Consider the following 15093-nt stretch of genomic DNA (forward strand, 5'->3'; position numbering starts at 1 on the left):
GTTCCCCAGCTCCTCCGCGTCCCCCGGCTCCTCCGCGTCCCCTGCCGAACGCCGCGCACCCGACGCCGCGGCCGCGGCGTCCTCCCCGGCCCGTACGTCCTCCCCGGGGTGCTCCTCCGCGTGTCCCGGCGTCCCCGCTCCCCCGCTCACGTCGGCCTCCGCAACGACACCAGGTCGGTCAGCTCCCGGTCCCCCAGCTCGGTGAGAGCCGCCTCGCCCGAGCCGAGAACGGCGTCGGAGAGGGCACGCTTGGCTTCCAGCATGTCGGCGATGCGGTCCTCGACGGTGCCCTCGGTGATGAGGCGGTGCACCTGCACGGGCTGGGTCTGGCCGATGCGGTAGGCGCGATCGGTGGCCTGTTCCTCGACGGCCGGATTCCACCAGCGGTCGAAGTGGACGACGTGGCCTGCGCGGGTGAGGTTCAGGCCGGTGCCGGCCGCCTTGAGGGACAGGACCAGGACCGGCGTCTCCCCGCTCTGGAAACGGTCCACCATGTGTTCGCGTTCCTTGACCGGCGTGCCGCCGTGCAGCAGCTCGACCGGGACGGCGCGGGCGGCGAGGTGCGCGGTGATCAGGCGGGCCATGCCGACGTACTGGGTGAAGACCAGCGCGGAGCCGTCCTCGGAGAGCAGCGTGTCCAGCAGCTCGTCCAGCAGGGCCAGTTTGCCGGAGCGGGCGGCGAACCGGTCTCCGATCGCGGCACCCGCCTCCTCCTTCAGATACAGCGCCGGGTGGTCGCAGATCTGCTTGAGGGCGCCGAGGAGTTTCAGGACCAGGCCCCGGCGGGCGATGCCCTCCGCCGTCTCGATGGCGAGCAGCGACTCGCGGACCACCGCCTCGTACAGGGCGGCCTGTTCGCGGGTGAGGGGGACGGCGTGGTCGGTCTCGGTCTTGGGCGGGAGTTCGGGAACGATGCCCGGGTCGGACTTCTTACGACGCAGGAGGAAGGGGCGGACCAGGCGGGCGAGGCGGGTCACGGCCTCCTGGTCCTCGCCGTTCTCCACGGCGCGGGCGTGGCGGGCGCGGAAGGACTTCAGCGGGCCGAGGAGCCCGGGGGTCGTCCAGTCGAGGAGGGCCCAGAGCTCGGAGAGGTTGTTCTCGACCGGGGTGCCGGTGAGGGCCACGCGCGCGGGCGTCGGGATCGTACGCAGGGCCTTCGCCGTCGCCGAGTAGGGGTTCTTGACGTGCTGGGCCTCGTCGGCGACGACCATGCCCCACTCCTGCTGGGCGAGGCGTGGGGCCGTCGAGCGCATGGTTCCGTAGGTGGTGAGGACGAAGCCGCCGGTTGCGGGGCTCTGGGGGCGCGCCTGCACCTCCTCGGAGCCCGGTAGGTCGTCCAGGGTGCGGTCGGGGCCGTGGAAGCGGCGTACGGGCACGCCGGGGGCGAAGCGGGCGATCTCGCGCTGCCAGTTGCCCAGCAGGGAGGCGGGGCAGACGACCAGCGTGGGTTCGGGGCGGGCCCGGCGCAGGTGGAGGGCGATGACCGTGATCGTCTTGCCGAGGCCCATGTCGTCGGCGAGGCAGCCGCCGAGGCCGAGGGAGGTCATGAGGTCCAGCCAGGCCAGGCCCCGGAGCTGGTAGTCGCGGAGGGTGGCCGAGAGGCCGGGTGGCGGTTCCGCTGCACCGATCCCCGCCGTCAGACGGTCCCGTAGAGCCGCGAGCGCGCCGACCGGCACCGCCTCCACCGTCTCACCGTCGATCTCGGCGGTGCCGGAGAGGGCCGCGGACAGCGCGTCCACCGGGTCGAGGAGGCCCAGTTCGCGTTTGCGGGCCTTGCGGACGAGGGCCGGGTCGACGAGGACCCACTGGTCACGGAGGCGCACGATCGGGCGGTGGGCCTCGGCGAGGGTGTCCATCTCCGCCTCGGTGAGCGGGTCGCCGCCGAGCGCCAACTGCCAGCGGAACCGCAGCAGTTCCTCGCCCTCGAAGAAACCGGTGCCGTCCGTGGCGGAGCCGGGCGCCGGGCGCACCTCGGCGCGGGCGCTCAGGTCGTGGGCCAGGTCCCGGGGCCAGTGCACGGCTACGCCGGCCGCGCCGAGCCGGGTCGCGGCGACGCCGAGCAGGTCGGACAGCTCGTCCTCTGAGAGGGCGAGGACATCGGGGACGTCCTGCTCGGAGAGCCGGTCCAGAGGCGGCCAGACGCGGGCCGCGCGCCGTACGGCGAGGGCGGCGTCCACGCGCGCGCGGGGCCCGAACGCCGCGTCCGCGTCACCCGCCCACAGCGCTGCGGCGTCGACGACGAGGGTGGGGTCGGCGAGGCTGTGCACCTGGACCACGGCCGCGCCCGCCCGCGAAGCGCCTTCGAGGTCGTCGAAGAGGTCGTGCGCCGCCAGGTCGAGGCGCAGGGAGATGCGTACGCCCGCGTCCATGCCGGCGGCGACCTCGGCCGCCCAGTCGCGGGCGTGCGGCAGCCGCTGCCCGGCGTGCGCGGCGAACGGTTTCCCGGAGACGTACGGCGCCGCCGGGCCGCGCGGCAGCGTGTCGGCGACCGCGTCCAGGAAGGACCGCATCAGCGGCTCCGGCTCGGGCAGCCGCAGCGGTCCCCTGCCGGGCAGCGGGACCGCGTGGCCCTCGTACGGCAGTGCCGCGGCGACGGCCCTGAGGTGCGCGATGTCGTCCGGGTCGAGCGGTCCCGCGCGCCACGCGTCGAACCCCTCGGCGGTCAGTCCCGGCAGCAGCCGCCCCCGGGCGATCAGTCGCAGCGCGTGCAGTGCGGCCGCGCCCCAGCAGGCCGTGGCGGGGTGGGCGGCCGGGTCGCGCCGGGCGCGGGTGAGCAGGGGGAGAGCTTCGCCGACCGGCAGGCACAGGGCGGGGACGGTGCCTCTGCGGGCTCCGGAGCCGTGCTGTCGTACGATCGTGAGGTCCTCGGTGTCTCCCGGCGGCGGCTCCTCGCCCGCCGGGTCCCAGAACGCGAACCGGCTGTGGCGAGGCAGTGGAGCCGGGAGGAAGACGGCGGCCAGCCGGACGGGGACGGCCGTGCGGGCGGGGACAGCCGTGTCGGCCTCGGGAACAGCCATGTCCCGCATACGTCCGGTCACCTCCCGCCCTCAGTCGGATGAGCCGTCTCCGGTCCGGCTCCGATCAGCTGTCTCCGACTCTACGGGCGGGGTCTGACAATCGGCCCCGGCGACCGTGCGTGGGCCCGCCCGGACCGGGGTTCTTCCTGGTCAGGGCACGGTTCGGGACACCACGTACACCATCGGATGGTCCGGGTTGGACCGGTTCACCACGATGTCGTGGGTGGGCTGGGGATTCTTCCGGTCCTTGACGAGCCCGTACCACGGGCCGGGGCCGGTGAAGTTCCAGCCGACGATCCGCCGGTCGCGGGTGCTGATGGCGTCCTCGTCCTCGTTCAGGTCGCCGGTGCTGACGCCGATCTGGTTGAGGAAGCTCTCCAGCCCCTCGTTGCTCGTATAGAACTGCACGTAGAGACGGCTGGTCTTCCAGTTGTTCGTCTCGTAGTACGCGACGTGCTTGGAGTACGGCGGGATCGGCACCTGGTAGAGGCGCTGCTGGACCCGGGAGGGCCAGTGGGCGGTGAGGCCGGTCGCCGAGTACTTCTCCTCCTTGTCCTTGCCGCTGTCGCGGCTCTGGTTGGCGGAGATCACCAGATAGCCGGCGGGGACGCCGATGAGCAGCACGATGATCGACAGGGTGATCGCCCGGCGGCGGTTCCTGTGACGGCGGTCCTCTGCGGGTCGCTCCGGCCCCTCCGGGGAGGAGCCCGGGCGCGGCACCGAGGCGGTCACGCGGAGTCCTGGGTGGTGCGGCGGGCCTCCACATACCGCGCGTAACGCTCGTAGCGCTCCACCCTGCGCCGGTTGGCGCGGCGGAAGCGGCGGGCGACGAGTCTGGCGAGGTCGGCGGCGCCCACCATGCCGGCCTCGGGTCCGAGCTGGGCGCGCGCGATCCGGGCCTCGGGGCGGTAGCCGCGACCGGTGAGGTGGCGGCGGAAGGCCTCCCGGGCGGGGCCGATCAACAGGTCGTCGGCGGCCGAGACACCGCCGCCGATGACGAAGCAGGAAGGGTCGAGGGCGGCGGCCAGGTTGGCGATGCCCACGCCGAGCCACTGACCGATGTCCTGGAGCAGCTCGATACACATCGCGTCGCCGTCGCGGGCCAGCTCGGTGATCATCGGGCCCGTGATGTCCGCGATGTTGCCCTTGACGTGCTCGATGATCCCGTACGCCACCGGGGAGTCTGCCGCCGCGAGTTCACGGGCCTCCCTGACCAGGGCGTTTCCCGAGCTGTACTGCTCCCAGCAGCCGCGGTTGCCGCACGGGCAACGATGGCCGCCGGGCACGACCTGCATATGGCCGAACTCGCCCGCGACGCCGAACTTTCCGCGCTTGACCTGGCCGTCCTCCAGGATCGCGCCGCCGATGCCGGTGCCCAGCGTGATCATGACCAGGTGATCCTCGTCGCGGCCGGCGCCGAAGCGCCACTCGGCCCAGGCGGCGGCGTTGGCGTCGTTGTCGACGAGGACCGGCACGGCGAGTCGGCCGGCGAGGCGGTCGCGCAGCGGTTCGTTGCGCCAGGACAGGTGGGGGGCGAACAGGACGCGGTTGCGCTCCGCGTCCACCCAGCCGGCGGCGCCGATGCCGACGGCGTGCACGTCGTGCCGGTCGGAGAGGTCCAGGACCAGTTCCGTGATGGTGTCCTCGACGACCTGGGGGCTCTTCGACTTGTCCGGGGTCTCCGTGCGGAGCTTCTCCAGGATGTTGCCGTCGGCGTCCACGACGCCCGCCATCACCTTCGTGCCGCCGATGTCGATACCGACGGTGGGGACGCGGGGGGCCGTCAGGTGGGAGCGGCGCTCGCGCGTTCCCACGGTCCGCAGGACGGTGGCCCGCGCGGAGCCGCGGTGGGTGAAGTCGCGGTAAGTGCTCATCGGACCGATTCTGCCTTAACGCTCCGCTGGGTGCGGCGTGGGGGCGGGGGGTGCCATGGGTTGTTTTTCGGGTGCGGGTGAGTGGGGGCCGGTCGCGCAGTTCCCCGCGCCCCTTTGCGGCGGCTGCGCCGCCTTCCCAGGGGCGCTGCGGGCCGACATTCCTTACGCCCTCACCAGCAATTGGAAGTCGAAGGAATAGCGGGATGCCCGGTAGATATGGGTGCCGTATTCCACCGCTCGACCCGTGTCGTCGAAGGTTGTGCGCTGCATGGTGAGGAGGGGTGCGTTCTCCGGCTCGCCGAGGCGGTCGGCCTCCTCCCGGGTGGCCGTTCTCGCGCCGATGGTCTGGCGGGCGCTGTGGAGGGTGATGCCCGCGGCGCGCATGAGGCGGTAGAGGCCGGTGGCTTCGAGTTGGGGGGAATCGAGGTCGAGGAGGTCGGAGGGGAGGTAGTTGCAGAGGTAGGCCATGGGTTCGCCATGGGCCAGACGGAGTCGCTCGATACGGTGGACTTCGCCGCCCTCCGCGACGGACAGGGCGGCGGCTACCTCGGCGGAGGCGGTGACGGTGGTGTTGAGGAGGACGCGGGTGGCCGGGCGCTGGCCGGCGGCCTCCAGGTCGTCGTAGAGGCTGCTGAGTTCCAGGGGGCGTTTGACCTGGCTGTGCACGACCTGGGTGCCCACTCCGCGGCGGCGTACGAGCAGTCCCTTGTCGACCAGGGACTGGATGGCCTGGCGGACGGTCGGGCGGGAAAGGCCGAGGCGTGCGGCCAGCTCGATCTCGTTGCCCAGCAGACTGCCCGGGGTCAGCTCGCCGTGCTCGATCGCGGCCTCCAGCTGCTGGGACAGCTGGAAGTAGAGCGGGACCGGACTGCTGCGGTCGACGCTGAGCTGGAGCGACACGGTCGGAGCCACTTCTGGTTTCGGCACGGGCCCGAGCGTAGCCCCGGTGCTTGGTGACGGGAAGTTGCGTAGTTCGGTTGTCCGGACAAAGCATTGACACAGCGGCAGGTGCGACCCCACTTTGTTTCCCATGCGCATCGGACTCATCGGCGCGGGTCGCATCGGGACATTCCACGCGACCACGCTCAGCCGCCACCGTGATGTCGGCTCTCTGATCATCACGGACGTAGACCCGGCTCGGGCCCATGACCTCGCGGATCGTCTCGGCGAGACGGTGGCGCCGGGCGTGGACGAGATCTTCACCTGGGGGGTCGACGCCGTGGTCATAACTGCCGCTACCTCGGCCCACGGCGAACTGATCGGTCGGGCAGCACGCTCGGGTCTCCCGGTGTTCTGCGAGAAACCCATCGCCGTGGACCTGCCGAACACCTTAAGCGCGCTGACCGAGGTCGACGCGGCCGGGACGGTGCTGCAGATGGGATTCCAGCGGCGCTTCGACTCCGGCTATGTCACCGCGCGGGAGGCGGTACGCGCGGGCCGGCTCGGGCGGCTGCACACCGTGCGGGCGCTCACGGCCGATCAGACGCCGCCGCCCGCCGAGTACCTGGCGGTGTCCGGCGGGATCTACCGGGACTGTCTGATCCACGACTTCGACATCGTGCGGTGGGTGACGGGGCGCGAGGTCGCCACGGTGTACGCCACCGGGTCGGACGCCGGGCATCCGATGTTCCGGGAGGCGCACGACCTCGACACGGCGGCCGCGGTGCTCATGCTGGAGGACGGCACGCTCGTCACGGCCACGGCGGCGCGGGTGAACGGGGCCGGGTACGACGTGCGGCTGGAGCTGGCCGGGGAGCTGGACACCGTGGTCGTCGGGCTGGACGACCGTACGCCGGTCGCGTCCACGGAGCCGAAGGGGCCGCCCCCCGCCGACAAGCCGTGGACCGGCTTCCTGGAGCGCTTCGCCACCGCGTACGAGGCCGAGATCGCCGCGTTCGTCGAGGTGGTGCGCGGGGAGCGGGCCAATCCGTGCGACGGGCGTGAGGCGCTTCAGGCGCTCCGGGTGGCCGAGGCGTGCGAGCTGTCCCGGCTGGAGCACCGGCCCGTCAACCTCGGGGAGATCGCGGGCGGCCGGGAGTAGCAGCACTCGGCCCCCGAACCGGCCCCCGAACCGGTCCGCGGGGATGTCCGCCGCGGGCCGGACGGGTCGCGTGGTGTCGCGGCACGGGGGCGGGTGCGGGTGCCGGGTGCGCGTGCGTCGTGGCTTGTCTCGCGGTTCCCCGCGCCCCTGAGGAGCAGGGGCGCGGGCCGCGGACCCAGATCGAGGCCCGCCGCGCGCCACGCGAGCCCCTGGGCCGCGCCGAGGCGCCCCTCAGCCCATCCGGTGTCACCAGCGCAGGGGCAGGCTGCGCACCCCCCGTATCAGCATTCCCGGCAGCCAGTCGCCCGGTGGGCCGTCGAGGGCCAGGTCGGGGCAGCGTTCCAGGAGGGCGCGGAGCGCCACGCGGGCCTCCAGGCGGGCAAGGGGTGCGCCGAGGCAGTAGTGGATGCCGTGACCGAAGGCGAGGTGGCCGCGGGTGTCGCGGTGGAGGTCGAAGCGGTCGGGGGCGGGGTAGCGGGTGCCGTCGCGGTCGGCGGCGGCCAGTCCGATCAGTACCGAGTCGCCCGCCGCGATGGCCGTACCGCCTATGTCCAGCGGCTCGGCGGCGTAGCGGAACGTCGCGTTCTCCACCGGGCCCTCGTGGCGCAGGGTCTCCTCCACGACCGCGTCGAGAAGGCTCGTGTCGGCCCGCACCTCGGCGAGTTGCCCGGGGTGGGTGAGGAGCGCGTGGACGGCGCCGGTGATGAGGTTGGCCGTGGTCTCGTGGCCGGCGATGAGGAGGATGAAGGCCATGCCGCGCAGCTCGGTGGGTGCCAGGCGGTCGCCGTCCTCGTTCGTCGTCCGGATCAGGGCGCTCAGCAGGTCGTCGGCGGGCGGCGAGCAGCGCTTGTCCTCGATCAACTCGCCCAGGTAGGCGGCGAGCTGGACGAAGGCCTCGTACTCGCTCTCCCCGCTGGTCGGTGCCACCGCCTCCGTGGACAGCTTGCGGAAGGCCGCCCGGTCGAACTCGGGCACGCCCAGCAGCTCGCAGATGACGGTGAGCGGCAGCGGGTACGCGAACGACTCCACCAGGTCGGCGCGGCCCAGCGGCAGCATCGTGTCCAGCAGCGAGTCGGTGATCTCCTGGACCCGGGGCCGCAGCCGCTCCACCCGGCGTCCGGTGAACTCCCGCGCTATCAGTCCGCGCAGCCGGGTGTGCTGGGGCGGGTCGGCGACCAGCAGGTACTTGCCGATCAGCTCCTCGTCGAGGAACGTCATCCCGATCTTCGAGCCGTCCTTCGACAGCCGGGGATCGGCGAGCGCCGCCCGCGCCTCCTCGTACCCCACGACGAGCCAGGCCTCGTGATGTGCGTCGGGCTTCGGCAGCCGGACCCGGTGCACGGGGCCGCGCTCCCGCAGCTCGGCATAGACGGGATGCGGGTCCTCGGTGAACCCCGGCCCGTACTCCCCCAGATCGATCACCCGCACGTCTCCCATGAGTTTTCCCCCTCACCCGCACAACGCCCGGGTCCACCCACGAGTGCCCGCTCCCGCACCCCGGGTTCCGCCGGTGCCCTCGTCGTCTCTCAGCGCCCGTCGTCGTCCAACAGCCCCGCGTCGTACGTCAACAGGGCGATCTGTACCCGGTTGTTGAGGTCGAGTTTGGCGAGGATGCGGGAGACGTGGGCCTTGACGGTGGCGACGCTCATGAAGAGTTCGCCGGCGATCTCGGCGTTGGAGGCGCCGCGGCCGACAGCGACGGCGACCTCGCGTTCGCGGTCGTTGAGGGCGGCGACGCGGGAACGGGCGGTGGTGCGGCGGGTGTCGGGGGCGCTGCCTGCGGCGTGTGCCATGAGCCGGCGGGTGACGGCGGGCGAGAGCACGGGGTCACCCGCCGCGACCCGCCGTACCGCCTCGACGATGTCGGCGGGCGGGGTGTCCTTGAGGACGAACCCGGCTGCGCCCGCGCGCAGGGCGCGCAGGACCTGGTCGTCGGCGTGGAAGGTGGTGAGGACGACGACCTGGGGCGCGTCCGCGCGGGCGCGGAGCAGCTCGGTGGCCGAGAGACCGTCGACGGTCGGCATCCGGATGTCCATGAGGACGACGTCCGGGCGCGTTCGGTCGACGAGGTCGTTCACCTCGTCGCCGTCGGCGGCCTCGCCCACGATCTCGATGTCGTCGGCGCCGCCCAGCATGAAGGAGAGTCCGGCGCGCACGAGGGGGTCGTCGTCGACGAGGAGCAGCCGGATCGCGGTCATCGGCCCACCGTTCGGATGTCGGAGGTCGGTCATGAAGCAGGTCGGAGGTCGGTCATGGGGCACTTCGGGTGTCGGTCATGGGGCACTACCGTAATGACGCCGGGCCCGGACCGCCGCGTTGTCATCGGCCGACCCGTTAGTGTCGGCCGGTACGGCATTCAACTGACGGAGGTTTTGGGTGCGTTACCGACTCCTGGGCCGGACCGGGCTCCGCGTCTCCGAGCTGTTCCTCGGCGCCATGACGTTCGGGGAACAGGGCGGGGTGGGGGCGCCCCGGGAGGAGTGCGCGCGAATCCTCGACGTGTACGCGGAGGCCGGCGGCAATGTGATCGACACGGCGGTCAACTACCGGGGCGGGGAGAGCGAGCGGATCGTCGGCGAACTGCTCAAGGGGCGGCGCGACCGGTTCGTGCTGTCCACCAAGTACACCGTCTCCCGCGACGGCAGCGACCCCAACGCCGCGGGGAACCACCGCAAGAACCTCGCACTGTCCCTGGAGACCAGCCTGCGACGCCTGGGCACCGACTACGTCGACATCTACTGGGTGCACATCTGGGACCGGAACACCCCGGTCGAGGAGACGATGCGCGCCCTCGACGACGCCGTACGGTCCGGGAAGGTGCTGTACGTCGGCATCTCGGACGCCCCGGCCTGGGTCGTCTCGCGCGCCAACACCCTGGCCGAATGGCGCGGTTGGTCGGCGCTGTCCGCGCTCCAGGTGCCGTACAGCCTGCTCAACCGGGACATCGAGCGCGAGCTGTTGCCCATGGCGGAGGCGTTCGGCATGTCGGTGGCGGCCTGGAGCCCCCTGCAGAACGGCGTCCTGTCCGGCAAGTACACCCGCCCGGGCGGGGTGGCGCCGAGCACCGCGACCCGGCTGTCCGCCGAGGCGATCGGGGAGCGTGAGCGCACGGTCGCGGAGGCCGTGCAGACCGCCGCGGACGAACTCGGCGCCACCCCCGCCCAGATCGCCATCGCCTGGACCATGGCCCACTCCCCCGCCGTGCACCCCATCCTCGGCGCCCGCCGTGTCGAGCAGCTCATGGACAACCTGGGCGCCGCCCGGCTCGTCCTCCCCGAGGAGGTGCTGGCCCGGCTGGAGGAGACCACCGCTTTCCGCCTCGGTTTTCCTGGCGACTTCATCGACGAGGCGTCGGCGTGGGTGTACGGGTCGGCGGGGCAGCGCGTGGTGCCGCGCACGGTGTGACCGGCCCCTGTACGGGCCCAGCGGCCGGCCGGTCCGCCGAGTGCGGCTCGGTGGGCGCCGGCCGGTCGCCCCTCAGTTACGCAGGCGTACCCCGTACCGGGTGCGCAGGCGGCGTACCTCCCACCACGCGACGGCGGTCACCGAGGCCGGGCCGCCGACGAGGGCGGCGAGCTGCACCAGGGGCGGGCCCGGCGGCAGCCCGCCGACGGCCAGGTTGATGGCGGAGAACTCCCACACCAGGCCGCCGGTGAGCAGCGCCGGGAGCGCCGGGTGCACGTCGGCGGTGTTGAAGGCGCGGCGCACGGCGGGCCCGGAGGCGAAGGCGATGAAGAGCAGCATCCAGAGCAGAGGCACGAGGAGGGCGAACGGCACCCAGACGTTCAGGTTCTTCTCCAGGTACGTGCGTGTGTAGTAGATCGCCCCGCCGAGGAGCGGCACGGCCGTGAAGGCGCCGACGTACCACAGGACCGATTTCCCGGCGGTGCGCAGAGGGGCGCGCATGGCCCGTCGCGCGTCCGGCGACGACCAGTGGAAGAGGGCCGCGACGACAACGGGCGCGCTGAGGAGCAGCAGCCAGGGGGTGATGAACAGCCGTATCGTGAACTGCTGTTGCGCCTGGTCCACGTCCTCGGGCTTGCCGTAGACCGCCAGGATCAGCAGGGACATCACGGTGGCCGTCCAGGCCCGCCTGCGCTGCAGCCGCGTCACGTCGTCGTCGACGAGGCGGTGGCGGGCGCGCGAGGGGAAGATCCGCCGGGCCGGGCGGCGGGCCGAACGTGCCAGCGGGTAGCCCACGAGCAGACCGAACACCATCGGCCAGGCGCACATCACGGCCATCGCCCAGAGACAGCCGTGCAGCCGCAGCCCGCGCAGGAACTCCCTGAGCGGCGGCCATTCGTCCTCCCGCATCCGCCGCACGAGAGTGGGCGGTGGGCCATAGGGGTGGGGCCCGTACGGGTAAGGGGAGTGGGGGCCGTACGGCGGCGGGCCCGGCTGGGGCGGGACGTACGGTCCCGGGGGCGACGGGGGAGGCGGCGGGTGCGGTCCTCCGTTCGGCTGCCAGGGCGGCTGATACGGGTTGTGTCCCCCGAAACTCACTCTGCTGTCCCTCCCCGAGACCCACTGGGTGTTCTGTGCCGAACGACTCGCTCGCCCCGCACGCCGCGCACGAGCCGTATGGCCGCGTACGAGTCGTACGCCGCGTACGCCGCGTACGAGTCAACTGGCAATCATGGAGGACGAGATGGCGTCGCGCACGCCTGTACCGGTGTTCGACCCGGATGCGTGGCCGGTGCCCGGCCCCGAGGCGAAGCCCGTGGTCAGGTCCAGGGCAGCCAGGCCCGCACTGCGAACCCACCGTCCTGCTCGGGGCCGTGGTCCAGACGGCCTCCGGCCAGCGTGGCGCGTTCGGTGAGGCCGATGAGGCCCTGGCCGGAACCGGGGACGGGCGGGACCTCCCCCGGGGGTGCCGGGTTGCGTACGGCGACGGTGAGTCCGTCGCCCGGGGCGCCCGCGACGGTCACGGTGACCTCGGCGCCGGGAGCGTGCTTGCGGGCGTTGGTCAGGCACTCCTGGGCGATGCGGTAGGCGGTGCGGCCGACGGAGGCGGGGACGGCGGCACGGTCGGTGACGTGCTGGTCGAGGGCGACCTTCATGCCGGCCTCGCGGCACTCGGAGACGAGGCTGTCGAGCGCGGCGAGGGTCGGCTGAGGGCGCCCCGCGTCGTCGGGCTCTCCCCGCGCGCAGCACGCCGATGATCTCCCGCAGGTCCTGGAGTGCCTCGTGGGCGCTCTCCCGGATGACGCCCGCCGCGCGGACGATCTCGGCGCGGGGCGCGTCGGGCCGGAACTCCAGCGCGCCCGCGTGCACGCTCAGCAGGGTCAGGCGGTGCGCCAGGACGTCGTGCATCTCGCGCGCGATGGCCTCGCGGGCGAGCCGTTGCGCCTGCTCGGCCCGGAGCGCCGCCTCCGTCTCGGCGCGCCGGGCGCGGTCCCGGAAGCTCAGCATGAGCTGCCGCTTGGAGCGCACGAACATGCCCCAGCCGACGATGGCGGCGGTGAGGAGCACGGAGAGGAAGACCGCCCAGGGGTAGGCGAAGTCCGGCTCGGGGCGCAGCCAGAGGAGCAGCGGCGCCAGGACGAGGCTCGCGCCGCCGATCCAGGCCACGTACCGGAAGGGCCGGTGCACGGTGAGGGTGAAGAGGGCGACCAGGCCGGCGCCGCCCGCGGTGTTGGAGACGAAGCAGACCGGGACCATCGCCACGGCGAGGCCGACGGGCCGGCGCCGGCGCAGCCAGACGGCGGCGCAGGCGAGCGCGCCCAGCACCTGGTCGAGGACGGCGAAGGACTGCGGCAGGTCGGGCTCGTTCCTGACCGTGTCCACGCCCAGGAGACCGATGAACACGGCCAGCAGGAAGCAGGTGAAGTCGACGACCCAGTCGCGCGCGGTCCGCCTGGGCCGCCGACCGGGGTGGCCGGGGTCGTGGGCGGCGTCATGAGCGGGGTCGGGATCGGGATCGGGATCGGGATCGGGGTCGAGCAGGGCCGACGGCAACAGCCAGCTCCGCCCCGGGAAGGTCGGGGGCTCCGGCACCGGCTTGTCACCACTCACGGTCGACAAATCTATGCAGAGACCGCCTCCGCCACCTACCCTCCGCCGGTGATCGCGACCAAAGTCGTGACCCCGTCGACTTTCGGCGGCCCGCCGCCCCACGGACCGGTACTCCCGTCGGACAGGCCTCGCCTCGCGGCCGATGAATGTGGGGGACCGTGGGGCGAGGATTCTGGACATGAAGCAGTTGTTGGAGTTTCTCGGGTTCGTCGCCCTGCTGCAGGGCACGGGCGGTCTCGTGTACGAACTCACCGGCAAGCTGGGGTGGGGGGTGACGCAGCGGTGGAGCGCCCTGGACGGCTACGAGATCTATGCCGGCATCGCGCTGATCGTCCTGGCGCTCGCCCTGTTCGCGGCGGCGGAGAGCCGTAAGTCCGGGTGATGTCGGAGAGCCGTAGGTCCGGGTGATGCCGCAGAGCCATGAGTACGGGTGAGGCGGTGCGTGCCTGCGACGGCAGGTCGCCCGGCGCTGGTCAGGCGTTCTCCGGAAGTTCGTACGTGCCGTACTCGGGGCGGCCCACGCGCTCGTACGTCTGGATCGAGACGCCGGTGCTCGTGACGCTGCCCCCGGCATGGCGGAACGCCGTCGGGAGAGCGCCCTCGGCGAAGAGACGGCGGCCCGCGCCGAGGACGACCGGGAACGTCAGCAGGTGCAGAGTGTCGACCAGGTCGAGAGCGAACAGCGACTGGGCGAGGTCTCCGCTGCCGTGGACCTGCACCTCACCGTCGGTGCGTTCCTTGAGTGCGGTGATCTCCTTGGCGAGGTCGCCCGAGACCACGGTCGTGCCGTTCCATTCCGGGTTCGTGACGGTGTTCGAAACGACGTACTTGGGAAGGGAGTTCAGCTTCCCCGCGACCGGGTCCGCCGGGTCGGTGACCTTCGGCCAGTGGGCGGCGAAGATCTCGTACGTCCTGCGGCCCAGCAGGAAGGCGCCGACGCGGCCGAAGACTCCGTCGATGAACCGTCCGAAGTCCTCGTCCCCGTACGGGACGCTCCAGCCGCCGTGTTCGAAGCCGTCGCGGCGGTCCTCGTTGGGGCCGCCGGGGGCCTGGTGGACGCCGTCGAGGGTGACGAAGGAGGTGAGGGAGAGCTTGCCCATGGCGGGTGCCTGCTTTCGGTGTGCGGGGAGGGAGCCGTTGCCCGGTGGACCGGTCGTCCGGGGGACTCTCGGTCCGGCGGGCCCGTTGCCCTGTGAGGTCTCTTGTCATCAGGGCAGACCCCGGTGGGGCCCGCAACTCATCGGTGGGGCGCGGTTCCGGGCCGCGGGCCGCTCCCGGCGGGACCTCGACGTCCGTTCGCCGCCAGCGGTCGGGCGGGGTGGGGAGTGGGATGGGGGCATGACTGATGAGCAGGCAAATCTGAACGACGGCGGCCCCTCGAACGACGGCGACCGTGCGAACGGCGACCGGCCTCTCGACGGCAAGGTCGCGCTCGTGACCGGCGGCAGCCGCGGCATCGGTGCCGCTACGGCGGTGCGACTGGCCCGGGAGGGCGCGGACGTGGCCGTCACTTATGTACGTGGCAAGGAGGGCGCCGAGGAGGTCGTACGGGCCGTGGAGGCGCTCGGACGGCGGGGGGTGGCCCTGCGCGCGGACTCCGGGGACCCCGGGGAGGCGGCGGGCGCGGTGCGGCTGGCGGCCGAGGCGCTGGGCGGGCGGCTGGACGTGCTCGTGAACAATGTGGGTGTCGGGGTGCTGGGGCCGCTGGAGAGCCTGCCGCTCGCCGAGGTGGACCGGGTGCTCGCCGTGAACGTGCGGGGCGTCTTCCTGGCGTCCCAGGCCGCAGCGGGCCGGATGGGGCGCGGCGGTCGGATCATCACCGTCGGGACGTGTATGACGCAGCGGGTGCCCGGTCCCGGCGGGACGCTCTACGCGATGAGCAAGTCGGCGCTGGTCGGGTTGACGAAGGCGCTTGCCAGGGAGCTGGGTGGGCGGGGGATCACCGCGAATGTCGTGCATCCGGGGCCGACGGACACGGACATGAATCCGGCGAGTGGGCCGTATGCGGCGGGGCAGGCGGAAATGACCGCGTTGGGAAGGTTCGGGACGGCTGCGGAGGTGGCGTCGATGGTGGCCTACCTGGCGGGGGCGGACTACGTGACCGGGGCGGAGTTCTCGGTGGACGGGGGGCATGCGGCGTAAGGGG

The 15093-nt window shown here is 72.6% G+C and carries 12 protein-coding genes and 1 pseudogene; 4 read left to right on the forward strand and 9 right to left on the reverse strand.

Going from position 1 to position 15093, the window contains the following annotated elements; translation table 11 throughout:
• Positions 1-146: 146 nt before the first annotated feature.
• The 4 genes from OG622_RS11175 to OG622_RS11190 all read right to left on the reverse strand — a co-directional run bounded on the left by OG622_RS11175 (position 147) and on the right by OG622_RS11190 (position 5791).
• Positions 147-3026: a DEAD/DEAH box helicase gene (locus OG622_RS11175; RefSeq protein ID WP_371575350.1), complete on the reverse strand. Its 2880-nt coding sequence runs from the start codon at positions 3024-3026 to the stop codon at positions 147-149.
• Positions 3027-3167: 141 nt separating this feature from the next.
• On the reverse strand, positions 3168-3749 hold the full coding sequence (locus tag OG622_RS11180; protein WP_371575352.1) for a sugar kinase: 582 nt from the start codon (positions 3747-3749) through the stop codon (positions 3168-3170).
• The gene (locus tag OG622_RS11185; RefSeq protein WP_371575354.1) at positions 3746-4891 is read right to left on the reverse strand and encodes an ROK family glucokinase; all 1146 of its coding nucleotides are present in this window, start codon (positions 4889-4891) and stop codon (positions 3746-3748) included. Before OG622_RS11185 ends, OG622_RS11180 begins: the two co-directional genes overlap by 4 nt.
• A gap of 162 nt (positions 4892-5053) precedes the next feature.
• The gene (locus tag OG622_RS11190; RefSeq protein ID WP_371584067.1) at positions 5054-5791 is read right to left on the reverse strand and encodes a GntR family transcriptional regulator; all 738 of its coding nucleotides are present in this window, start codon (positions 5789-5791) and stop codon (positions 5054-5056) included.
• A 130-nt stretch (positions 5792-5921) separates the two neighbouring features.
• On the opposite strand from OG622_RS11190, the gene OG622_RS11195 reads away from it, so the two are divergent.
• Positions 5922-6932, forward strand: coding sequence for a Gfo/Idh/MocA family oxidoreductase (locus tag OG622_RS11195; protein ID WP_371575356.1), 1011 nt, complete (start codon positions 5922-5924; stop codon positions 6930-6932).
• Positions 6933-7178: 246 nt separating this feature from the next.
• Here the strand turns inward: OG622_RS11195 and OG622_RS11200 are convergent, their stop codons facing one another.
• Both OG622_RS11200 and OG622_RS11205 read right to left on the reverse strand, forming a co-directional pair.
• Complete coding sequence (locus tag OG622_RS11200) at positions 7179-8369, reverse strand: cytochrome P450 (protein ID WP_371575357.1); 1191 nt, start codon at positions 8367-8369, stop codon at positions 7179-7181.
• 89 nt (positions 8370-8458) lie between these two features.
• Complete coding sequence (locus tag OG622_RS11205; protein ID WP_371575359.1) at positions 8459-9130, reverse strand: response regulator; 672 nt, start codon at positions 9128-9130, stop codon at positions 8459-8461.
• A gap of 178 nt (positions 9131-9308) precedes the next feature.
• Here OG622_RS11205 and OG622_RS11210 point away from each other — a divergent pair, with 178 nt between their 5' ends.
• Positions 9309-10337 carry an aldo/keto reductase gene (locus OG622_RS11210; protein ID WP_371575361.1) on the forward strand — a complete coding sequence of 343 codons (1029 nt, stop codon included), beginning with the start codon at positions 9309-9311 and terminating at the stop codon, positions 10335-10337.
• A 72-nt stretch (positions 10338-10409) separates the two neighbouring features.
• Here the strand turns inward: OG622_RS11210 and OG622_RS11215 are convergent, their stop codons facing one another.
• Both OG622_RS11215 and OG622_RS11220 read right to left on the reverse strand, forming a co-directional pair.
• Positions 10410-11246, reverse strand: a complete 837-nt coding sequence (locus OG622_RS11215; protein ID WP_371575363.1) for a hypothetical protein — start codon at positions 11244-11246, stop codon at positions 10410-10412.
• A 410-nt stretch (positions 11247-11656) separates the two neighbouring features.
• Positions 11657-12947, reverse strand: a pseudogene (locus tag OG622_RS11220) (sensor histidine kinase).
• A gap of 178 nt (positions 12948-13125) precedes the next feature.
• Between OG622_RS11220 and OG622_RS11225 the strand changes: the two are divergent.
• Complete coding sequence (locus tag OG622_RS11225; protein ID WP_371575364.1) at positions 13126-13329, forward strand: hypothetical protein; 204 nt, start codon at positions 13126-13128, stop codon at positions 13327-13329.
• A 91-nt stretch (positions 13330-13420) separates the two neighbouring features.
• Here OG622_RS11225 and OG622_RS11230 read toward each other — a convergent pair whose 3' ends face one another.
• Positions 13421-14047, reverse strand: coding sequence for a dihydrofolate reductase family protein (locus OG622_RS11230; RefSeq protein WP_371575366.1), 627 nt, complete (start codon positions 14045-14047; stop codon positions 13421-13423).
• Between the two features lie 238 nt (positions 14048-14285).
• Between OG622_RS11230 and OG622_RS11235 the strand changes: the two genes are divergently transcribed.
• Complete coding sequence (locus OG622_RS11235; protein ID WP_371575368.1) at positions 14286-15089, forward strand: SDR family oxidoreductase; 804 nt, start codon at positions 14286-14288, stop codon at positions 15087-15089.
• Positions 15090-15093 lie beyond the last annotated feature (4 nt).

The organism is Streptomyces sp. NBC_01314, from assembly GCF_041435215.1.
In the GTDB taxonomy this organism is placed as follows: Bacteria; Actinomycetota; Actinomycetes; order Streptomycetales; family Streptomycetaceae; genus Streptomyces.

Excerpts from the sequence above, each read along its gene's own strand:
- OG622_RS11225 (WP_371575364.1), top strand. The coding sequence starts at position 13,126 with ATGAAGCAGTTGTTGGAGTTTCTCGGGTTCGTCGCCCTGCTGCAGGGC.
- OG622_RS11230 (WP_371575366.1), bottom strand. The coding sequence starts at position 14,047 with ATGGGCAAGCTCTCCCTCACCTCCTTCGTCACCCTCGACGGCGTCCAC.
- OG622_RS11200 (WP_371575357.1), bottom strand. The coding sequence starts at position 8,369 with ATGGGAGACGTGCGGGTGATCGATCTGGGGGAGTACGGGCCGGGGTTC.
- OG622_RS11195 (WP_371575356.1), top strand. The coding sequence starts at position 5,922 with ATGCGCATCGGACTCATCGGCGCGGGTCGCATCGGGACATTCCACGCG.
- OG622_RS11205 (WP_371575359.1), bottom strand. The coding sequence starts at position 9,130 with ATGACCGCGATCCGGCTGCTCCTCGTCGACGACGACCCCCTCGTGCGC.
- OG622_RS11185 (WP_371575354.1), bottom strand. The coding sequence starts at position 4,891 with ATGAGCACTTACCGCGACTTCACCCACCGCGGCTCCGCGCGGGCCACC.
- OG622_RS11215 (WP_371575363.1), bottom strand. The coding sequence starts at position 11,246 with ATGCGGGAGGACGAATGGCCGCCGCTCAGGGAGTTCCTGCGCGGGCTG.
- OG622_RS11235 (WP_371575368.1), top strand. The coding sequence starts at position 14,286 with ATGACTGATGAGCAGGCAAATCTGAACGACGGCGGCCCCTCGAACGAC.
- OG622_RS11175 (WP_371575350.1), bottom strand. The coding sequence starts at position 3,026 with ATGCGGGACATGGCTGTTCCCGAGGCCGACACGGCTGTCCCCGCCCGC.